At 65.0% G+C, this 20,153-nt stretch carries 14 protein-coding genes; 3 read left to right on the top strand and 11 right to left on the bottom strand.

Annotated elements, in window-relative coordinates; translation table 11 throughout:
• Positions 1 to 73: 73 nt before the first annotated feature.
• Complete coding sequence (locus tag ACYQ0Z_RS05985) at positions 74 to 1,099, top strand: YkvI family membrane protein (RefSeq protein WP_459865484.1); 1,026 nt, start codon at positions 74 to 76, stop codon at positions 1,097 to 1,099.
• A gap of 4 nt (positions 1,100 to 1,103) precedes the next feature.
• On the opposite strand, the gene ACYQ0Z_RS05980 is transcribed toward ACYQ0Z_RS05985, so the two are convergent.
• The 8 genes from ACYQ0Z_RS05980 to ACYQ0Z_RS05945 all read right to left on the bottom strand — a co-directional run bounded on the left by ACYQ0Z_RS05980 (position 1,104) and on the right by ACYQ0Z_RS05945 (position 11,193).
• Entirely contained in the window at positions 1,104 to 2,249 is a 1,146-nt protein-coding gene (locus tag ACYQ0Z_RS05980; RefSeq protein WP_459865482.1) for a CdaR family transcriptional regulator, read from the bottom strand.
• Between the two features lie 63 nt (positions 2,250 to 2,312).
• Positions 2,313 to 3,710 carry a GntP family permease gene (locus tag ACYQ0Z_RS05975; RefSeq protein WP_459865480.1) on the bottom strand — a complete coding sequence of 466 codons (1,398 nt, stop codon included), beginning with the start codon at positions 3,708 to 3,710 and terminating at the stop codon, positions 2,313 to 2,315.
• 54 nt (positions 3,711 to 3,764) lie between these two features.
• Positions 3,765 to 4,949 (bottom strand): glycerate kinase, encoded by a 1,185-nt coding sequence (locus tag ACYQ0Z_RS05970; protein WP_459865478.1) that lies wholly within the window; start codon positions 4,947 to 4,949, stop codon positions 3,765 to 3,767.
• Between the two features lie 126 nt (positions 4,950 to 5,075).
• On the bottom strand, positions 5,076 to 5,555 hold the full coding sequence (locus ACYQ0Z_RS05965) for a cupredoxin domain-containing protein (RefSeq protein ID WP_459865476.1): 480 nt from the start codon (positions 5,553 to 5,555) through the stop codon (positions 5,076 to 5,078).
• Positions 5,556 to 5,682: 127 nt separating this feature from the next.
• A complete protein-coding gene (locus tag ACYQ0Z_RS05960) occupies positions 5,683 to 6,432 on the bottom strand; it encodes an ABC transporter permease (protein ID WP_459865474.1) in 750 nt (249 codons plus the stop codon).
• Positions 6,433 to 6,441: 9 nt separating this feature from the next.
• A complete protein-coding gene (locus ACYQ0Z_RS05955) occupies positions 6,442 to 7,020 on the bottom strand; it encodes a nitroreductase family protein (protein ID WP_459865472.1) in 579 nt (192 codons plus the stop codon).
• Between the two features lie 235 nt (positions 7,021 to 7,255).
• Positions 7,256 to 9,358 (bottom strand): ABC transporter ATP-binding protein, encoded by a 2,103-nt coding sequence (locus ACYQ0Z_RS05950; protein ID WP_459865470.1) that lies wholly within the window; start codon positions 9,356 to 9,358, stop codon positions 7,256 to 7,258.
• Positions 9,355 to 11,193, bottom strand: a complete 1,839-nt coding sequence (locus ACYQ0Z_RS05945; protein ID WP_459865468.1) for an ABC transporter ATP-binding protein — start codon at positions 11,191 to 11,193, stop codon at positions 9,355 to 9,357. The genes ACYQ0Z_RS05950 and ACYQ0Z_RS05945 overlap by 4 nt, the downstream gene beginning before the upstream one ends.
• A gap of 486 nt (positions 11,194 to 11,679) precedes the next feature.
• Between ACYQ0Z_RS05945 and bcaP the strand changes: the two genes are divergently transcribed.
• Complete coding sequence (bcaP, locus tag ACYQ0Z_RS05940) at positions 11,680 to 13,074, top strand: branched-chain amino acid transporter BcaP (protein WP_459865466.1); 1,395 nt, start codon at positions 11,680 to 11,682, stop codon at positions 13,072 to 13,074.
• An 81-nt stretch (positions 13,075 to 13,155) separates the two neighbouring features.
• Here bcaP and ACYQ0Z_RS05935 read toward each other — a convergent pair whose 3' ends face one another.
• The 3 genes from ACYQ0Z_RS05935 to ACYQ0Z_RS05925 form a co-directional block, all read right to left on the bottom strand.
• The gene (locus tag ACYQ0Z_RS05935) at positions 13,156 to 14,952 is read right to left on the bottom strand and encodes an acyl-CoA dehydrogenase family protein (RefSeq protein ID WP_459865464.1); all 1,797 of its coding nucleotides are present in this window, start codon (positions 14,950 to 14,952) and stop codon (positions 13,156 to 13,158) included.
• A 51-nt stretch (positions 14,953 to 15,003) separates the two neighbouring features.
• Complete coding sequence (locus ACYQ0Z_RS05930; protein WP_459865462.1) at positions 15,004 to 16,185, bottom strand: acetyl-CoA C-acetyltransferase; 1,182 nt, start codon at positions 16,183 to 16,185, stop codon at positions 15,004 to 15,006.
• Between the two features lie 75 nt (positions 16,186 to 16,260).
• Positions 16,261 to 18,648, bottom strand: a complete 2,388-nt coding sequence (locus ACYQ0Z_RS05925; RefSeq protein ID WP_459865460.1) for a 3-hydroxyacyl-CoA dehydrogenase/enoyl-CoA hydratase family protein — start codon at positions 18,646 to 18,648, stop codon at positions 16,261 to 16,263.
• A gap of 657 nt (positions 18,649 to 19,305) precedes the next feature.
• On the opposite strand from ACYQ0Z_RS05925, the gene proC reads away from it, so the two are divergent.
• The gene (gene proC, locus ACYQ0Z_RS05920; RefSeq protein WP_459865458.1) at positions 19,306 to 20,148 is read left to right on the top strand and encodes a pyrroline-5-carboxylate reductase; all 843 of its coding nucleotides are present in this window, start codon (positions 19,306 to 19,308) and stop codon (positions 20,146 to 20,148) included.
• Positions 20,149 to 20,153: the final 5 nt, after the last annotated feature.

Raw genomic sequence — 20,153 nt, 5'->3', positions numbered from 1 at the left:
ACATCATAGGCAGACAGCCCTCCGCATAAAGGTGAAGGGAAAAGCTTGATCGACACAAGCGGAGGGGTCGTGCGTGAACCGAACATGGCTGGTCATCGGGCAGATCGCCTTTACGTACATCGGTACCGTTGTCGGGGCGGGCTTTGCGTCGGGACAGGAGATCCTGCATTTCTTCACCCGGTACGGTTCCTCCGGCACGCTCGGCATCATCCTGTCCACCGGGCTGTTCGTGTGGCTCGGTGCGCGCATCATGCGCCTGGCCCACCGCATCGGCGCGTATTCCTATCAGGAGTTCAACGCGTACCTGTTCGGCCCCGCCCTGGGACGGCTGGTCAACGTGTTCATGCCCCTCATCCTGCTCGGCGTGACCTCGGTGATGCTTTCCGGAACGGGCGCCATCTTCCGCGAACAGCTGGGCCTGCCCTACCAGGCGGGCATCCTCGTCACCTTGGCCCTCACCTATTTCGTGATCGCCCGCGGCATCAGCGGCATCCTGGCCGTCAACTCCCTCGTCGTGCCGCTCATGCTGTTGTTTACGGTGCTGTTGGCCCTCGACCTGCTGCGCGATCCGCAGCCGGCCCTCTCCCCTTCCCCGCCGCACGACGACTGGCGCTGGTCGATCGCCCCGTTCACCTATGTCGCCTTTAATCTCGCCATGGCCTTGTCCGTGCTCGTCCCCCTGGGCAGCGAAATGAACACGGCGCGCGTGCTGACCTGGGGCGGATGGTGGGGCGGCATCGGTTTGGGCATCATGCTCCTGGTCAACCACCTGGTCATGGCCGCAGAGGGCGCGGGCATCTTTCAGTTTGAGATTCCCATGGCCCGCATTGTGCGCGAGCTGGGCCAAGCCGCACAACTCCTGTTCCTCCTCGTCGTCTACGGTGAGATCTTCACCACGCTCATCGCCAACATCTACGGCCTTGCCCGCCAGTTTCAGCAGCTGCTCCGGTGGCCGGAAAAACCGCTGATCCTCGCCCTACTGGCCGTGAGCTTCCTCATCAGCCAGTTCGGGTTCGACACCCTGGTGACGTACCTGTACCCGGCCTTTGGCTATGTAGGGCTGGCGCTTCTCGTGATGGCGGCGCTCAAGCGGGGGTGACCGTTCACGATCCCGATGGCGAGGACGGCGGAGCGTCCAACAAGTGCGCCAGAAGTCCCGCATACAGCTCCACCGCCGACGGGAACTGCTGAGGGCACCGTCCGGTCACCTCCCGAATGCGGGCCAAGCGGTACAACAAGGTGTTCCGATGCACATGCAATTGGCGGGCCGCTTCGGAAACATTCAGGTGGCAACGGAAAAAAACGCGCAACGTGTGAATCCACTCGTCGCGCTCGGGACGGCTCACCAATGGCCCAACGGTACGCGCGATCAGCTCCCGCTTTTTGTCGAGGGGAAGGTCATCGACAAGGCGAAGCAGCTGCACCTCTTCCGCCCTGTAAACCCCTCCGGGTTCGCCGACGCGTTTGAGCAGCCCGGCAATGCGGCTCGCCTCGCGGTAGGCCGGAGCCACTTCGCCCGCCGGCGCCTCTGTCACCACGACGTACACGTCCCGTCCATCCCCGCAACACGCGCGGTACAGACGATCGGCAAACGAACGCAAAGCTTCCCCATTGCGCTCCCCGCGCATCACGCGCAGCACGACCACTTCGCCGGAGTGCCCGATGGTCACCTGGTCCTCCCGCTCCAGGAGGTTCCGGACGGAGGACAACCGACCCTCCACCGAAACGGGTTCATCCACCGCGTCCAACACATAGACTGCCCGCGGAAGCCGAATGTCGATGCCATAGGTTTGATAGAGGGACACCCACTCCTTCTGCGTCGTCAAACCGGGCTGCATCAGCCACCGCCGGAGCAGGCGTTCGCGCATCTCGGCCTCGACGCGATGGCGTTCATGCCAAACGCGCTCCTGGATCATCAGCTCCACCGCCATTTTGACCAACGCCGCCAGGGGACGGACCCGGTCCGGTTGCCCCGTGATTCCGACCACGCCGATCACGTTTCCCTCAAGTTCAATGGGCATATTCACGCCCGGCTTGACGCCTGGCCAACGCCGTTCCTCGCCTTCGGAAATTTCGACGGTTCGCCGCCGTCGCAGCACCTCGCGCGCTGCCTCATGGATCGTGTTGAGGCGCTTCGGATCGCCGGTTCCCACAATGCGCCCTTCCGCGTCCATGATGTTGATGTTGCATGCGACGGTCGCCATCACGCGGTTGACAATTTTCTGCGCCCATTCATGGGTGATGCGCACCGCGTTTCCCTCCCACCGGCACAACAGCACAGAAGCGCCCCCTTTGACGAGGACGCTTCTTGTTTACAACAGCACAAGGGAAAGCATCCAGACGGTCGCCATGGCCACAAGGCCCTGAACCAAGGTCGCCGCGGTCTGGGCACGATAGGCGGTCGTCACGCTCATGCCGCTGAATTGCGACACCACCCAGAAATAGCTGTCGTTGACGTGGGAGACGGTCATGGCACCGGCACCGATGGCCATTACCGTCAACACGGGTCCCCACCCCGAAGCCAAGCCGAGGGATTCCAGCATCGGCGCTACAATGGCCGATGTCGTCACCAGCGCCACCGTCGACGACCCCTGGGCCGTTTTCAGCGCAGCGGCCATGAGAAAGGGAAGAAACAGGCCCAGATGCGCATCGCGCAGCACCGCGCCAATGTAATCACCGACAGTAGTCGCCTTGAGCACCGCTCCGAAGGCGCCGCCCGCCCCCGTAATCATCAGAATCGATGCCGCGTCCACCAGTCCTTTTCCCACCCAATCTGTCAAAGTCTCACCGTCCCACCGGGGAAGCAGCAGCGCGCAGGCAAGCCCGACGAAGAGCGCGTTCACCGGTGTGCCCAAGAAGACCAGCACATCCTTGAGGATGCCCTCGCCAAAAGGTTGGCTGGGAAACTGGGCGATGGACCCCAACGCGATCAGCACAATCGGACCCACGATGGGCAAAAAGGCTTTCCAAGCGGACGGCAGCGCAGCAGGCGCCAGTTCGGCCGCATCGATTCCATCACCCGAATCCCGATCAAAGGCCGTGGGCAGTTTTACCGCCACCCTCTTGGCCCACAGGTACCCGGCTGCCGCCGCGGGAATCGCCACCACAAGCCCCACGACGATCACCTGAAACAGGGCACCTTCCAATCCCAGATTGGCGGCAGCGGCTATGGGCCCCGGCGTGGGCGGAACGAGCGTGTGCGTCGCGTACAACCCCGTGGACAGGGCCACCGCCATGCCGGCCAGCGGAACCGCCGCTTTACGGGCCAGCGCGCGCTTAAGGGACGAGAGAATCACGTAGCCGCTGTCGCAAAAAACGGGGATGGACACGATATATCCAATGATGGACATGGCCAGCATGGGGCGTTTTGGCCCGACAACCTTCAGCACGACTTCGGCCATCTTCAGCGCCGCCCCCGACTTTTCCAAGATGACGCCGATGATGGTCCCCGCAATGATCACTAGGCCGATGTAGCCGAGGATCCCACCAAATCCGTCGGCAATCACTTTGCCGATGCTGTCTTTGAACGGAGTAGGAATCCCATACCCCATGGCCACCCATTGCGTGCCCAGCGCCATCCCATAGGCGGCCACGAGCAAGGAAAGAAAAGGATGAATCTTCCACTTGCTTGTCGACACGATGATCCAGATGATGGAGATCAAGAGGAAGACCAGTACCCACGGGCCTAACACCGCGGTATGCGCTTCCATGCCGTCATGTCCCTCCTCCGCTGTCGGAATGGTCTCTGTATCCACCCGGACGCGTTAGGGTGTTTCGGGTGGAACCCTCCCGCCTTCGCGTTCCATCCGGTTTGCTCGCCGGGAAGCATGACGCCACAGCCGAACCACCTGCTCCGCAGCGTGCGCCACCAAGCGCTCCCCTTCCGCCACGGCTTCCGCTAAGGTCATCGGGCGGTTCAGGATGGAGAACGCCCCGGCAAGCCCCAGTCCCTCGCAATCCTTCCCTTCCAATTCCACCGTGCCCGCCAGCGCGATCACCGGAATGCCCCAGCTCTTCGCCACCCGACACACGCCGGCAACCGCTTTGCCATGGAGCGTCTGGCGGTCCAGTTTTCCCTCCCCCGTGAGGACCAGATCGGCCTCCGATGCCCGCTCGGCAAAGCCCACCGCCTCCATGACCGCCTCAATGCCCGGGCGCACAGCCGCACGCAAATACGCCATCAGGGCAAAGCCCGTGCCCCCGGCGGCGCCGGCTCCTGGACGATGGCGGTGGTCTTCCCCGAGGAAGGCGGCGGTGACGTCGGCCCAACGGGCGAGGGCCCGCTCGAGCGCGTCGACCATCTCCGGGGTGGCCCCTTTTTGCGGACCGAACACCCGCGAGGCACCACGGGGGCCGAGGAGCGGGTTGTCCACATCGCACAACACGGTCACCGACGCCGCGCGCCACGCGTCCCGCTCCGGCCACTCGACGCGGGCGAGGCGCTTAAGGGCCGCCCCGCCTGGCGGGAGCAGTTGGCCCTCGGCGTCGTAGAGGCGCACCCCGAGGGCCTGCAGGAGCCCCGCCCCGCCGTCGTTCGTGGCGCTGCCGCCCAAACCGATGAGAAACCTGCGATAGCCCGCCTCCCACGCGTGGCGGATCAGCTCGCCCGTGCCGTACGTCGAGGCCCGCAACGGATCGCGCCGCTCGGGCGGAACCAAGCCGAGCCCCGACGCGGCGGCCAGCTCCACCACCACCGTTTCCCCGTCACCCAGCACGCCGTACCGCGCCGTAACCGGATCGCCGAGGGGTCCCGTCACCTGTACCGGCACATACCACCCTCCGGTCGCCTCAACGAGCACCTCCATCGTGCCCTCGCCGCCGTCGGCCAGCGGCAGGCACATCACCTCCGCCTCCGGGCAGGCCCGCTTCACGCCGCGGGCCATGGCTGCGGCCACCTCGCGGCTCGTAAGAGAACCTTTGAACGAATCGGGCGCGATGAGGATACGCATCGACAGATTCCGTCCCTTCATTTCGAATTTTTGAAAGCATTATACCCGGTCCCGATACGTTCGCCCAGAGACAAGATGAACAAAAACGAGCCGTCATCCGGCTCGCGGAATTGGGCAGGTTGTCGTTCACCGTTCCAGCACATGCAGATATCCCACCATCGGGCCGTGGTGCGCCCGGTCAGGATGGGTCAGGCAGACGATCTCGAACGTCCCCGCACGGTCGGCCACAAATTGCACCGTCGTTTGTTTCCCCTTTTCCACCGTGCCCCGCACATTGTAGCCGCGGATCTCAAAGGGATGCTTGGCCCCGTTGACGCCGTGGAAGTGCAGGGTGACGCGGTCCCCCTTGTGCACCACCAGGGTTCCGGGATCCCAGCGGTACGCCTCGATCTCCTTGCCGTCGGGAAGGCGCGTTTTGAATTCGCCGGTGACAATGTGAAACGTCACCGCGCGCCCCCCGCCCGGGCCGCTCACCGCATCCGGGTTGCTCACCACGGGAAGCAGGGGCATCCGGGCACCATCCCACGCGTACACGAGCAGCCCCAAGGCCGCCACCGTCAACACGGCGAGCACCGTTCGCCCGCGCACCACGTACAGCCTCGTCACGGCTCATCCCCCCTTGGTACCAGGGATATGCGCCGACGCAGCGCGGCTTGCCACCTCAGAAAACGGGCCACGGGCCATACCCGTCGTCCCAAACAAAAAAAACGGGCGGCTCCTTCCATGCCGCCCGTCAAAACAGCCGCTGCGCAAAAAAACGGCGGTAGGTGAGAAAGCTGATTACCATCGCCACGATGGCCGCGCCGGACAGGAGCGTGAGGAGGATCACCACCTGGTACTTCACGGCCACCAGGGGCGGCGCCCCGGCCAGAATGGCGCCGGTCATCATCCCCGGCAGGTGAACGAGGCCGATGGTGCGCAGCGTGTCGATGTTGGGGATCATCGCAGCCTTCACCGTCTGCTCGATCACCTCCTGGCAGGCCTGCCGCGGCGTGGCGCCGAGGGCCAGCTTGGCCAGGATGAGCGGCTTGGACTGCTCAAATTCCCGCCACATCCGTTCAAAGGACAGGCCGGCCACCGTCATGGCGTTGCCGATCACCATGCCGCTCATCGGGAGCACGTACTGCCCCTCCCACACCACCAGGTGGAACGCGCCCCACAGGGCCAGGGCCACCGCCTCCGCCGCGGCGATGGCCAAAAAGGCCATCCAGAAAGCCCCGGCGAAGGGGGCACCCCGCCGGGATGCGCTGCGGGAAGCCACCGCGATCATCAGGACGAGAAGCAGCGCCAGGAGCCACCACGACTCGGCGGCGAAGACCGCGGTGAGCACGTACCCGATCGCAATGAGCTGCGCGGTGCCGCGGAGCGCGGCCCACACCATGTCGCGCGTCAGGCCCAGCCGCTGCCACTGGGAAACCAGGGCCGGCACGGCGGCGAGAAAGGCGAAGGCCGCCAGCAACGCAAGGGGCGAAAGGTCTTGCATCATCCCGGCTTAGCGGTCCATCCACACCGTTTTCTGGGCAAAGGGCGTGCGCTTGCCGGCCGGCTGCGGCCCCGCCGGATAGCCCACGTACACGAACCCCAGGAGCTGCTCGCGCTCCGACAGGCCGAAGAACGGCTTCAAGCGCGGGTCGTAGCAGATCGCGCCGGTGCGCCAGATGGCCCCGAGCCCGAGCGCGTGGGCCGCCAGAAGCATGTTCTGCACGGCGCAGGCCACCGCCTCGATTTCCTCCAGCTCGATGACCCGCGGATCGTCGGACGGGCTCACCGCCACGGCGATGATCACCGGGGCGCGCAAGGGGTTCTTGCGCATCCGCTCCAATTGGGCCCGCGCCTCCGGCGTGTTGGGATCGTCCAGCCTGGCCGCCAGCGCCTCGGCCATCGCCTCGCCCAGCCGGTTGCGGGCCTGGCTGGTCAGCACAAAGAACTTCCACGGTTCCGTCTGAAAGTGACTGGGCGCCCACGTGGCCGCCTCCAGCATCTTCTCGATCGCCTCGCGGGGCGGCATCTCCTCCGTCATCACGCCCACCGATCGGCGCCCGCGAATCGCTTCAAACAGTTCGATGGTCACCACCCCCTGATGATGAGAACCGTTGTCAATTCCCATCATCCTTCGGTGCCGTCGTGCTGTCGATCGGTTCCTCCCACAGCCCGGTGGGATCCGATGTGCTGTCCCCTCAGCACCCGGTCCATTGGCCGCAGTTCGTGCACACCCATTTGCCGAACCGCCAGACGAGGACAAACCCGCACACCGGGCATTTCGGCGCCGCATGCCGCATCCATCTCGCCCCTTCCTCCGTCGTTTGTCATGCCCCGCCCAATCGCGCTTGGCGCGCTTGCAGTTCCACCAGGGTCCGGTACAGCCCGCCGCGGCGCATGAGCTCGTCGTGGGTGCCCATTTCCCGGATGCGCCCCTTGTGCAGCACCAGGATGCGGTCAGCGTGGCGCACGGTGGCCAGGCGGTGGGCGATGATGATGGTCGTGCGGCCGCGGCTGGCCGCCAGGAGGGCCTCCTGCACCAGCCGTTCCGTCTCCGTGTCCACGTGGGCCGTGGCCTCATCCAGCACCAAGATGGCCGGGTCGCGCACCAGGGCGCGGGCAAAGGCGATCAGCTGGCGCTGGCCGGCCGACAGGTTGCTGCCGCGCTCCAGTACCGGCGCATCATAACCGCCGGGAAGGCGCGCGATGAAGTCGTGGGCGCCGATGGCCCGGCACACCCGCTCGATGGCCTCGTCGGTCACGTCATCCTGGAACAGGCGGATGTTGTCCCGGATCGTGCCGGAGAACAAAAAGGCGTCCTGGAGCACAAACCCGATGTGGCGCCGCAGGTCGGCCTGGCGCAGGCGGCGTACGTCAACGCCGTCGATCAGCACCGCGCCCCGCTGCACGTCATAAAAGCGGCAAAGCAACTGCAAAATGGTGCTCTTTCCCGCTCCCGTCGCGCCAACCAGGGCGATCGACTCGCCCGGCTGCGCCGTGAAGGAGATGTCCTTAAGCACCCACTCCTCGTCGCGATAGGCAAACCAAACGTTGCGGAACGCCACCTCCCCGCGCACGCGGGTAAGGGGGACCGGTTCGGGCGGGTCGGGCAAGGAATTGGGTTCATCAAGGAGCTGGAAGATGCGTTCGGCCGAAGCCATGGCCTGTTGGAGGATCGTGTAGCGCTCGGCCAAGTCATTGATCGGCTTGAAAAACCGGTTGAGGTACTCGATAAACGCGTACAGCACGCCGAAGGTCACCGCACCGCGCACCACGGCACCACCGCCCCACCACAGCAGGGCGGCCAACCCCAGGGCATAGACGAAATCCATCACCGGGCGAAACAGGCTGGTCAGGTGCAGCTCGCGCAGCGAAGCGGCGTAATGCTCGCGGTTGATCGCCTCCAGTCGCGCGTACTGCTGGCGCTGCCGGTGAAAGAGGTGCACGATGCGGATGCCCGACAGGGTTTCGCTCAAGGCCCCGTTGATGGTCGAAAGGAGCTGGCGCACCCGCCGGAACGCCTCCCGGGCCGCACGCCGATACCACACCGTCGCCCCCAGCACCAGCGGCACGGTGGTCAGCGACAGCAGGGCCAGCCGCCAGTCGAGCGCCACCATCACACCCACGATGCCCACCAGCATGAAGCCGTCCCTCAGGGCGTTCACCAGCACGTTGGCGTACATCTCGTTCAGCGTTTCCGTGTCGTTGGTCACACGGGTAACCAGGCGGCCGGTGGGATGGCGGTCGAGAAAGGCCAGCGGCAAGCGAAGCAAATGGGCAAACGTCTCGTGGCGCAGGCGCTGGATGATGCGCTGGGAGACGCGGGCCAACAGCAGCATCTGGCTGTATCCCAGCACGAACGCAGCGATAAGCACCCCCAGATACCCGGCAGCGATGCGCAGAACCGCCTGGATCGTCGGCATCCAGAGGGCCAGGGCCTCCTCGCCGCCCAACCGGTGCGCCGGAAGCGCCGCTCCGTCGGCCGTGCGAAACACGCCGCGCCCGCCGGGCCCGAGGACCAGCGTGCCCCTCGCATCGGGCGGCACGTCGCCCTCCACGAGGGCAAGACCCCCGTCGACGCGCACCACCGTGTAGCGCATCGCGTCGGGCCACTGCTCCAGCAGCCCCGCGGCACGGGCATCGCGGAGGCGCACCAGCTCGAGCGTGCCCCAGCGCACCACCGCCAGGTCATCGGGGACGACGGCCCCCTCCGGCAGCCGAACAAAGCGCGTCGCCTGGGTGAAATGCTCGTCGATGGCCACCTTGACCAGGTAGGGGCCGGCCAGCTCCGCCGCCGTGGCCAGCAGGGCCAGGAGCACGCCCAGGGCCACCGCCCACGCGTGGGCCCGGGCGTAGCGGAGCAATCGACGCATCAGCCTGCCGTCGTAGGCCTTGCCCCACGTTTCCTCACCGCTTGACCATTGGCTCATCGCGCCACCTCCCTTCGCCCCGCCGACGCATCGGACAAGGCCTCGGCCGCCTCCGCGTCCACCCAGGCCTCCAGCCGCTGCGTTTCGTACAGTTGTCGGTACAGCCCGCCGCGGGCGAGAAGCTCCTCATGGGTGCCCTCTTCCACCACGCGGCCTCCATCCAGCACCACAATCTTGTCGCAATCGCGCACCGCCGACAGCCGGTGCGCGACGATGATCGTGGTGCGCCCCTGCATCAGCGGGCGCAGGGATTCGAGGAGGGCCGTCTCCGTTTCGGCATCCACCGCCGACAGGGCATCGTCGAGGATCAGGATCGGGGCATCCTTGAGCAGCGCGCGGGCGATGGCCACGCGCTGCTTCTGGCCCCCGGAAAGGGCCACGCCGCGCTCGCCCACCACCGTCTCCAGCCCATCAGGGAACGCGGCCAAATCGCGCTGAAGCTGGGCCGCCTGCACCGCCGCCTGCACCGCCTCCTCCGTCCACGCGTCCACGCCGTATACGACGTTGGCGCGGATGGTGTCGGAAAAGAGAAAATGATCCTGCGGCACCACGGCAATGTCGCGCCGCAGCACCGCCAGCGGAATGGTGTGGATCTCGCGGCCGTCGATCCAGATGGCCCCCTCCGGAACCTCGTAGAGCCGGGCGAGAAGCTGCACCAGGGTGGTCTTGCCGCTTCCGGTGCGCCCGACAAGGCCAACGCGGGCACCGGCGGGAATGGTCAGGCTCACATCGCGCAGGGCCGGTTCCTCGGCCTGCGGATAGGCAAAAGTCAGGTGGCGGATCACGATTTCGCCACGCAGCCGATCGCGGGCCGGCTCCGGCGCGCGTGCCGCAGCGACCTCGATCGGTTCTGTCACGGGCCGAACGTCCCGCACCGTCGGCTGCTCGGCAAAGATGGCGTTGAGGCGGGCCATCGCCGCCGCCCCGCGCTGGAAAATGTTGATCATCCACCCGATGGCCAGCATCGGCCACGTGAGCAAGCCCAGGTAGGCGGTAAAGGCGACGAACTCGCCCAGCGTGATCGTCCCGCGGATCACCAGCGTGCCGCCGTAGGCCAGGGTGAGGAGCAGGCTCAGCCCGAAGAGCAGCTGGACCAGCGGCTGAAACAGCGCCTGCAAGCGCGCGACGGCCATGTTTCGGGCCCGCGCGGTTTCCGCCACGGTGGCGAAGCGGCGCTGCATGTGCGCTTCCAAGGCAAACGCCTTCAGCACGCGCAAGCCGGACAGCGCCTCCTGCACCTCGTCGGTGAGACGGGAGAAGGCCTCCTGCGCCTCGCGCGTGCGGCGGTGAACGGAGCGCCCGAAGAACAAGGCCAAAACGGCCATCAGGGGCATAGGCAACAACGCCACGGCGGTCAGCCGCGCGTCAATGGTGAAGGCCATCATGAAGACGGTAAGGGAAATCAAAATGGCGGCATCCACCGCCATCACCATGCCGCCGCCAAAGGCAAAGCGAACGAGCGGAATATCGTTCGTGGCATGGGCCATCAGGTCGCCTACCTTGCGCTGCTGGTGCCAGGCCGCGTCCAGGCGCAGGTAATGGGCCATGAGGCGATTGCGCAGCTCGTATTCGATGGTGCGCGACACGCCAAACACCAACCACCGCCAAAGATACCGAAACAGGAAGATGCCGGCAGCCAGCGCCAACAGCACCCCGATATACTCCATTAACAGGCGCGGTGTCGCCCGGCCGGCCCTGAGGGCATCGGTCAGATGCTCCAGCACTTTCGGCATCGCCAGTTGCAAAAGGTCGACCAGGAGTACAGAAAACAAACCGGCGGCATACCGCCACCGATTGCGCCACACAATCTCGCGCAATTCCCACAACTCGCGCATCACGTCACCGCCTCTCCCCGCGTACAGCACCATTTTAATGTTGGGAGGCGAAAGGTTCAAGAAGCAAAAGAAGCCCGGCGCATAGACCCTCAAACGCGGCAAACTTCCCGAATCGGGTACTGAGGATCTGGGGATTTCGGGACTTTGTGCCGTTGTCATGCCTTTTTATTAAATTATGAATTGTAATATAATAAATGCTAGTAAAGCCATAAGCAGCAAATGGCTGGGCATGCTCCTCCTTCATCCGTCTATAAAAATTAAATCAAGGTTGAGCGTTCACGAATTGTTGACACAATTCGACATCCTTTGCTATGATTCGATATGGTTTAGCAAATATTGAATATTTTTTTGAAAATTTTATTCCTTATCGAGGGGGGATGGGACGTTGACGAGACTCTTTCATTAAACTTACCGATACCGAACAGCTTATCCTTAACAGGGTTTCTCTGTTGCTGGTGCAATCATCCCAAGCGGAGGGATCGTTGGATGAACTTATGGCGCAAAAAGCCGATTGACCAAATGATTCTGGAAAGCGAAAAGTCGTCCCTTAAACGGGCGCTGTCGGCCCTTGACCTTACCCTGCTGGGCATCGGGGCCATCATCGGGACAGGGATCTTCGTCCTGACCGGGGTGGCGTCGGCCGAACATGCCGGTCCGGCACTCGTGCTGTCGTTTATCCTGTCCGGTTTGGCGGCCGCCTTCGCCGCGCTATCGTATGCGGAGTTTTCGTCCACCGTCCCCGTTTCGGGCAGTGTTTACACCTACACCTATGCCACCCTGGGCGAATTCCTGGCCTGGATCATCGGCTGGGACCTCATCCTCGAGTACACGCTGGCCGTCAGCGCCGTAGCCGTTGGGTGGTCCGGCTACTTCCAGTCCCTCCTAAGCGGGTTTGGGCTGGGCCTGCCGGACGTCTTGGTTAAGGATCCGTCCCAGGGCGGCATCGTAAACCTGCCGGCGGTGCTCATCATCCTGTTTCTCACGTGGTTGCTTGCCCGCGGCGTGAAGGAAAGCGCCCGGTTCAACAACATCATCGTGTTCCTGAAGATCGCCATCGTGCTCCTGTTCATCCTCGTCGGCGCCTTCTACGTCAAGCCGGAAAACTGGATGCCCTTCATGCCCTTCGGCTGGTCTGGCGTGTTTACGGCCGCAGCGGTGGTGTTCTTCGCCTACGTGGGCTTTGACGCCGTGGCCACAGCGGCCGAAGAAGTGCGCAACCCGAAGCGCGACCTGCCCATCGGCCTCATCGGCTCCCTGGCCGTCTGCACCCTCCTCTACGTGATCGTCGCCGCCGTGCTCAACGGCATGGTGCCGTACACGAAGCTGAACACGCCGGCACCGGTGGCCTTCGCCCTCGAGCAGGTGGGCCAGAACTGGCTGGCCGGCATCATCTCCGCTTCGGCGGTCATCACCATCACCACGGTGATGCTGGTGATGGCCTACGGGCAAACACGCATCTTCTTCGCCATGTCCCGCGACGGCCTTCTGCCGCGCGTCTTCTCCCGCGTCCATCCGCGCTATAAGACACCGTATATCAACACGTGGATCACGGGCCTGGTGGCCGCCGGTCTGGCCGGGTTCATTCCGCTGGGTCGTCTGGCCGAGCTGGTGAACATGGGCACGCTGACCGCCTTCGTGCTCATCCAGATCGGCGTCATCATCCTGCGCCGCACCCAGCCGGATCTGCCGCGGCCGTTCCGCGCCCCGGGTGTGCCGGTGATGCCGATCATTGGCGCGCTTGTCGCCATCTTCCTGATGATCAACCTCCCCGGCATCACCTGGATGGCCTTCCTGATCTGGCTCGTCATTGGCCTGGTCGTCTACTTCCTCTACAGCTACCGAAACAGCAACCTGTCCAAGGGATTGGAAGAAGCCCGCTAACCCCCTTCGTGACAAACGGTGGAACAAAAAAGAGAGGACGGATGCGCGCCGTCCTCTCTCTTTTTGTGGGGGGCGTTGGGATCACGACACGTACCGCTCGGCCTCCAGCACGTGTGTGGCGATCTGCCGCTTGAGGGCCACCGCGTTGAGCGGCGTGCGGCGCACCAGCTTGCGCAGCACCGCAAGCTGCGTGCGCAGCGCATCCCCCTCCTCCAGGGCCGCCAGGGCAATGCGGCCGATACGCTCCAGCTTGTCGAAAGCGTCCTGCACGTAGGCCTGGGTGTACGCCACCTTGCGCGCGGCCTTCTCAAGCCCGTCCCGGGCGATGGCCTTCTGGGCCCGCAACAGGGCGCTCTCCATGGCGAAGACCTCGATGACGCAGTCGGCCACCGCGGCGAGGAGCTCCTGCTCCCGCTCGAGGGCCTGCTGGTGCTTTTGCACCGCGAGGCCAGCCAGGTAGAGAAAGAGCTTCTTGGCCCGCCGTACCAGGTCCGTCTCCCGCTCCAGCGGCGCGTCGCCCGGCTCCGTCGGTACGAGCGCAAGCAGCTCCTGCTGCAAGGCCTGGGCCGCCGGCAGGAGGGCTAGTTCGCCCCGAAGGGCCTTCTTCACCAACATGTCGGGAATGAGCAGGCGGTTGATCTCGTTGGTGCCCTCAAAGATGCGGTTGATGCGCGAGCCGCGGTAGAGGTTCTCGATCTCGTACTCGCGCATGTAACCGTACCCGCCGTGGATCTGCACGCCCTCATCGACGATGAAGTCCAGTCCCTCGGTGGCAAACACCTTGTTCACCGAGCACTCTACGGCGTAGTCGGCAATGGCCCTGGCCGCCGTTTGCCCGTCGGCGTCGGCCGGCAACACCCCCAGCGCGCCGTCGAACAGCCCGGCCGTGCGGTAGACCATGCTTTCCATCACGTAGGTGCAGATGGCCATGTCGGCCAGCTTCTGCTGGATGAGCGGGAACGAGGCGATCGGCCGCCCGAACTGCTTGCGCTGCTTGGCGTACTGGGCCGACAGCTCGACGGCGCGCTTGGCCGACCCCACACAACCCGCCGCCAGCTTCCAGCGCCCAATGTTCAGGATGTTGAAGGCGATGACGTGGCCGCGCCCTACCTCCCCGAGGAGGTTTTCCACCGGCACACGGACATCCTGGAGGAGGAGCGTCCGCGTCGAGGAGCCCTCAATTCCCATCTTCTTTTCCTCCGGTCCGGTGGAGACGCCCGGGAAGGCACGCTCCACAATGAAGGCGGAGAACTTGTCGCCGTCCACCTTGGCGTAAACGATGAAGACGTCGGCAATTCCGGCGTTGGTGATCCACTGCTTTTCGCCATTCAGGATGTAGTACTTCCCGTCCGCGCTCAACGTCGCCGTCGTCTTGGCCCCCAGGGCGTCGGAACCGGAACCGGGCTCGGTGAGGGCGTAGGCGGCGATCTTCTTGCCCGCAGCCAGATCCGGCAGGTACTTCCTCTTCTGCGCCTCGGTGCCGAAGAAGACGATCGGCAGGCTGCCGATGCCCACGTGGGCCCCGTAGGTGAGGGAGAAGGAGCCCGCCCGGGCAAACTTCTCCGTGATCACCGTCGTGCTGATCTTATTCAGCCCCAGCCCGCCATAGGCCTCGGGAACGTCGCCGCCGAGAAGGCCCAGTTCCCCCGCCTTGCGCATCAGGGCGACCGACGTGTCAAAATCATGGTCCTGCTCGATGCGCGCGAGGACCGGCAGCACCTCGTTTTCCACAAATTCCTCTGTGGTGCTGGCGATCATCCTCTGCTCCTCGGTGAAGTCCTCCGGCGTGAACACCGCCTGCGGGTCCACGTCCTCGATGAGGAAGGACGCCCCTTTCACCCGTTCGGTCATGGCCCGTTCCTCCTGTCTCGTGGTCATGTGCACTCCCCTCTCCGAAAGCCGCTTCGGAAAACGACACGCCTCTGCCGGTCACGACAGGGCCTCAAAGACGCCCGCAGCGCCCATCCCGCCGCCAACGCACATGGACACGACGCCATAGCGTCCCTTGCGGCGGGCCAGCTCATACAGCAGCGTCACCGTCTGGCGCGCTCCCGTGCATCCCAGGGGGTGGCCCAGGGCAATGGCCCCGCCGTTGACGTTGACGCGCGCCTCATCCAGCTCCAGGGCGCGGATGCAGTGGACGGCCTGGGAGGCAAAGGCCTCGTTCAGCTCGATCAGGTCGACGTCCTGCTGGCGCACACCGGCCAGTTTCAGGGCCCTGGGAATTGCCGCCACCGGGCCCACCCCCATGATGTCGGGATCGACGCCGGCCACGGCGAAGGAGCGGAACACGCCAAGGGGTTTGATCCCCAGCTCCTCCGCCTTCTCCGCCGCCATCACAACCACCGCCGCGGCGCCATCGCTCGTTTGTGAGGCGTTGCCCGCTGTCACCGTGCCGTCGACGCGGAAGACCGGCTTGAGCCGGGCCAGGGCTTCCAGCGACGTGTCGGGACGCACGCCCTCGTCGGTGTCAAAGAGCCGCGTGCGCTCCTGCACGCGCCCGTTCTCATCCACCCCGCGCTCCGTCACCTCGACGGGTACGATCTCGTCGCGGAAGCGCCCCGCGGCGATGGCCGCCGCCGCGCGCTGGTGGCTGCGCAGGGCAAAGGCGTCCTGGTCCTCGCGGCGGATACCGAAGCGGCGCGCCACCCGTTCGGCGGTGTGCCCCATGCTCATATAGACCTCGGGGAAGTGGTCGACGAGGTACGGGTTGGGCGACACCTTGTGCCCCGTCATCGGCACCAGGCTCATGCTCTCCACGCCGCCGGCGACGATGACGTCGGCCAGGCCGCACCGAATGCGCAGGGCGGCGTCGGCAATGGCCTGCAGGCCGGAAGAGCAGAAGCGGTTGACCGTCACCCCGGGAACGGTAGTGGGCAACCCGGCACGCATGGCGATGATGCGGGCGATGTTGAGGCCCTGCTCCGCCTCGGGAATGGCGCAGCCGAAGATGACATCGTCGATCGCCTCGGGCTTGAGGCCCGGCACGCGGGCGAGGGCCTCGCGGACAACGAGCGCTCCCAGGTCATCAGGGCGCACGTGGCGGAGCGCGCCCTTCTTGGCCTTGCCGATGGGCGTGCGCACCGCGGCAACAATCACGGCTTCACGCATGGGTCCGTTCCCTCCTTCGGCTCTCGTGCACGCGATGGGCGCGCGTCCCGACCGTCGATGCGCGCCCCGCGCCCGTCAGTTACGAATCGGGCGGCCGGTGGCCAGCACGGCTTGCATCCGTTGCTGGGTTTTCGGCTCGCCAAGTAGGCTGAGGAAGGCCTCCCGTTCCAGATCGAGGAGGTACGACTCGGGCACTTCCGTCCCCGCCGGTACGCGGCCGCCGGCTAACACGTACGCCAGCTTGTCGGCGATTTTCAGGTCGTGGTCGGAGATGTGGCCGCTCTCGCGCATGGCCAGGGCACCCAGCTTCAACACGGCGTAGCCGCTTTCGCCGACAACGCGGACCCGCTTCGGCTGCGGCGGCACGTACCCGCGCGCGGCCAGCTCCAGCACGCGCCGCTTGGCCGCAGCGAGCAGGTGGTCACCGTTGCCGGTGATGCCGTCGGCTTCGCGCAGGAAGCGGCGCTTTTTGGCCTCCTTGGCGCTCGAGGAGACCTTGGCCAGGGCGATCGTCTCAAACACCACGTTGACCAGCGGCTGCAGATCGGCGGCCGCCCCCTCCGGCACCGCCTCCACATAGCGCAGGAGCAGCTCCTTGCACCCGCCCCCGGCGGGGATGACGCCGACCCCCGTCTCCACGAGGCCCATGTACGTCTCCGCCGCCGCCTCGATGCCCGCCGCCGGGAGGCAGAACTCCGCCCCGCCGCCGAGGGTCATGCCGAAGGGCGCCGCCACCACAGGCTTTTTGGCGAACTTGATGCGCTGCGTGGCGCGCTGGAACTCGCGGACCATCCAATCGAGCTCGTCCCAGTTCTCCTCCTGGGCTTCAAACAGCATCAGCGCCACGTTGGCCCCCACGGAGAAGTTCTTGCCCTGGTTGCCGATGACAAGGCCCTCGAAGTTGCGCTCTACCTCGTCAATGGCGAGGTGCGTCATCTGCAGGATGTCGGCGCCGATGGCGTTGTTCGGCGAATGGAACTCCAGGCAGGCCACGCCGTCCCCCAGGTCGATGAGCGAGGCGCCGCTGTTTTGGCGGATCACCCGCCCCTGCTCCTTCAGCGCGGCGAGGTTGATCACCTCGGGCTTCTCCTCGATGCCGCGGTACTTGCCTTCCAGTACGTAGAAGGCGCGCCGGCCCTCGTCGCGGGCGTAGAACGATGCATGCCCGTTCGCAAGCATCGCCTCCACCCACGCGGGAATGGTTTCCCCCTCGGCCTTCATCCGCTCCACCGACCGCGCCACACCGATGGCGTCCCACGTTTCAAAAGGCCCGAGCTCCCAACCGAAGCCCCATTTCATGGCGTTGTCGACAGTGTGGAGATCGTCGGCAATCTCCGGGATCTTGGCCGCCGCGTAGAGAAGTACCTTCTTCAGCACGTTCCAGGCGAAGCGCCCCGCCACGTCGTCGGCGTAGACGAGGGTGCGCAGGCGCGTCGGCAGGTCCTTGGCCGCCTTGGCCGCGTCCATGGAAGGCGCTTGCAATCTGCGCCGCGGCCGGTAGGTCATCGTGGGGATGTCGAGGGCCAAAATCTCGCCCGTTTCCTTCTTGTAGAACCCCTGTCCGGCCTTTTCGCCGAGCCAGCCCCGCTTCACCATTTCCTCGATGAAGGAAGGCACGGCAAAGGCCTCTCGCTCTGCCAGGTCGTCGACGTTGGCGGCCACATTGCGCGCCACGTTGACGTAGGTATCCAACCCCACCACGTCGAGGGTGCGGAAGGTGGCACTTTTCGGGCGGCCCATGAGCGGCCCGGTAACGCTGTCCACCTCATCCGGGCCCAGCCCGGCGCGCAGCATCTCTCGCACCGTCACCTGCAGGCCATAGACGCCGATACGGTTGGCGACAAAGTTGACCGTGTCCTTGCACAGCACTACCCCTTTGCCCAGCACGCGCTCGCCGAAATCACGCATGAAAGCCACAATCTCCGGACGCGTGTCACGGTGCGGGATGATTTCCAGGAGCTTCAGGTAGCGCGGCGGGTTAAAGAAATGGGTGCCGAGGAAATGCTGGCGGAAGCTGTCCGAACGCCCCTCGGCCATGGCATGGATGGAAATGCCCGACGTGTTCGTCGACACAATGCTGTCCGGGCGACGGTGTTCATCCACCTTGGCCAGCACTTGGCGCTTGATGTCGAGGTTCTCCACCACCGCCTCAATGATCCAGTCCGCCTCGCCCAGCCAGTGAAGGTGATCCTCCAGGTTGCCCGGCGTGATCCGTTCCACGTCGGCCGGATCGTACAGAGGCGCCGGTTTCGCTTTCAAGAGGCGCGCCTTGGCCTGCGTCGCCAGCCGGTTCCGCACGGCCGGGTGATCGAGTGTCAGGCCCTTTGCCTCCTCTTCCGGCGTGAGTGATCGCGGCACGATGTCCAGCAGGTAGGTGGAAATGCCCACGTTGGCCAGGTGTGCGGCGATGGCCGCACCCATCACCCCCGACCCAATCACCGCCGCTTTTTCGATGCGCCTCATGGCAACGCCCCTCCCCGTTTTGCCGATCGCCCCGACCAGGGTGCCACAATCCGGCAGATCATGCTGCCCTCCGTTTGATGTGTATGCGCGCCGGGGCGGTTTAATTTTGAATGATTATTCATTCACGAATAACTTTTCTATTCTAATCTAAACATTACGCCAAAACCCGCGTGACGTCAACCATGAAGTTCGAATGTTCAGATCAAATTCGGTGCGCCGGTTTTCCTCCCCTTGACATCGGCTCCGAAGCGGGGCATAATCATCACTAACAACATGCATCCGTCCACCGATCGGTTCCGTCGCGGTTGACATGTGCATAGCGTCTCCGGCTGAACGCCGACGCGCACCAGCCGGGGAAGAAGCGCGATGAACGGGAATAGTAGGCGTCGCACGGACGTCCAGAGAGCGAGGCCCACCGGCTGCAAGGCCTCGCCGTCACGGCCGCCGAACCCGCCCGGAAGCGCGTCGGGGAAAACCCGACCGGTTGCCGTCCCGATACGGCGGCAAGAGCGGACGGCGTGGGTCGATCAAGCACCCGCCGTCAAAAAAGGTGGTACCGCGGAAGAGCACGTCCTCTTTCGTCCTTTTGGCGAGAGGGGACGTTTTTGTTTTGCGCACGCACGATTTTGTTGGCCCGAACAAGGAGGGGGAAGTCCGATGGCCTTGGAAAAAACGATTGTCTTCCTCGGCGCCGGCTCGATGGCCGAGGCCCTCATCGCCGGGGTGCTCAACAAAGGCGTGGTGGCACCCCACGAAATCATCGTCACCAACCGGCAGAACCGCGCGCGGCTGGCCGAACTGGCCAATCGGTACGGCGTGCGAACGGCCAACGACAAGCGCGAGGCGGTTCGCGAAGCCGACGTGATCGTGCTGGCCATGAAACCCAAGGACGTGGGCGACGCCCTGAACGAGGTGGCCGACCGCGTGCGGGCCAACCACCTGATCATCTCCGTCGCCGCCGGCGTCCCGATCGCGTTCATCCAGTCGTTTGTGCCCCACCCCGTTCCGATCGTGCGGACGATGCCTAACACCTCCTGCCACGTCGGGCTGTCGGCCACCGGCATCGCCCTGGGCCCGTACGCGGCGCCCTGCCACGAGACGCTGGTGCGCAAGCTGTTTGACGCCATCGGCATGACCTGCGTGGTAAAGGAGGAACAGCTGGATGCCGTTACGGGGTTGTCGGGCAGCGGTCCGGCGTACATTTACTTCCTGGTTGAAGCGATGGAACAGGCCGGGCAGCAGGCAGGCCTGGCGCCGGAAATCGCCCGTCGGCTGACCGTGCAAACCCTGCTCGGTGCGGCCCATATGCTCCTGGAAACCCGCGAGGAGCCGTCCGTCCTGCGCGAAAAGGTCACGTCACCAGGCGGGACGACGATGGCCGGCCTTGAGGTGTTGCGCACCCACCGGTTCCAAGAAGCGATACAGCGCGCCGTCCTGCGCGCGACCGAACGCGCAAGAGAATTGGGACAGATCGTCAACACAAAAGCCCATTCCCGTTGAACAGC

The sequence above is a fragment of the Calditerricola yamamurae genome (assembly GCF_054654135.1).
The sequence above is the reverse complement of the archived record's forward strand: the minus strand, read 5'-3'. Positions and strand labels throughout refer to the sequence as shown.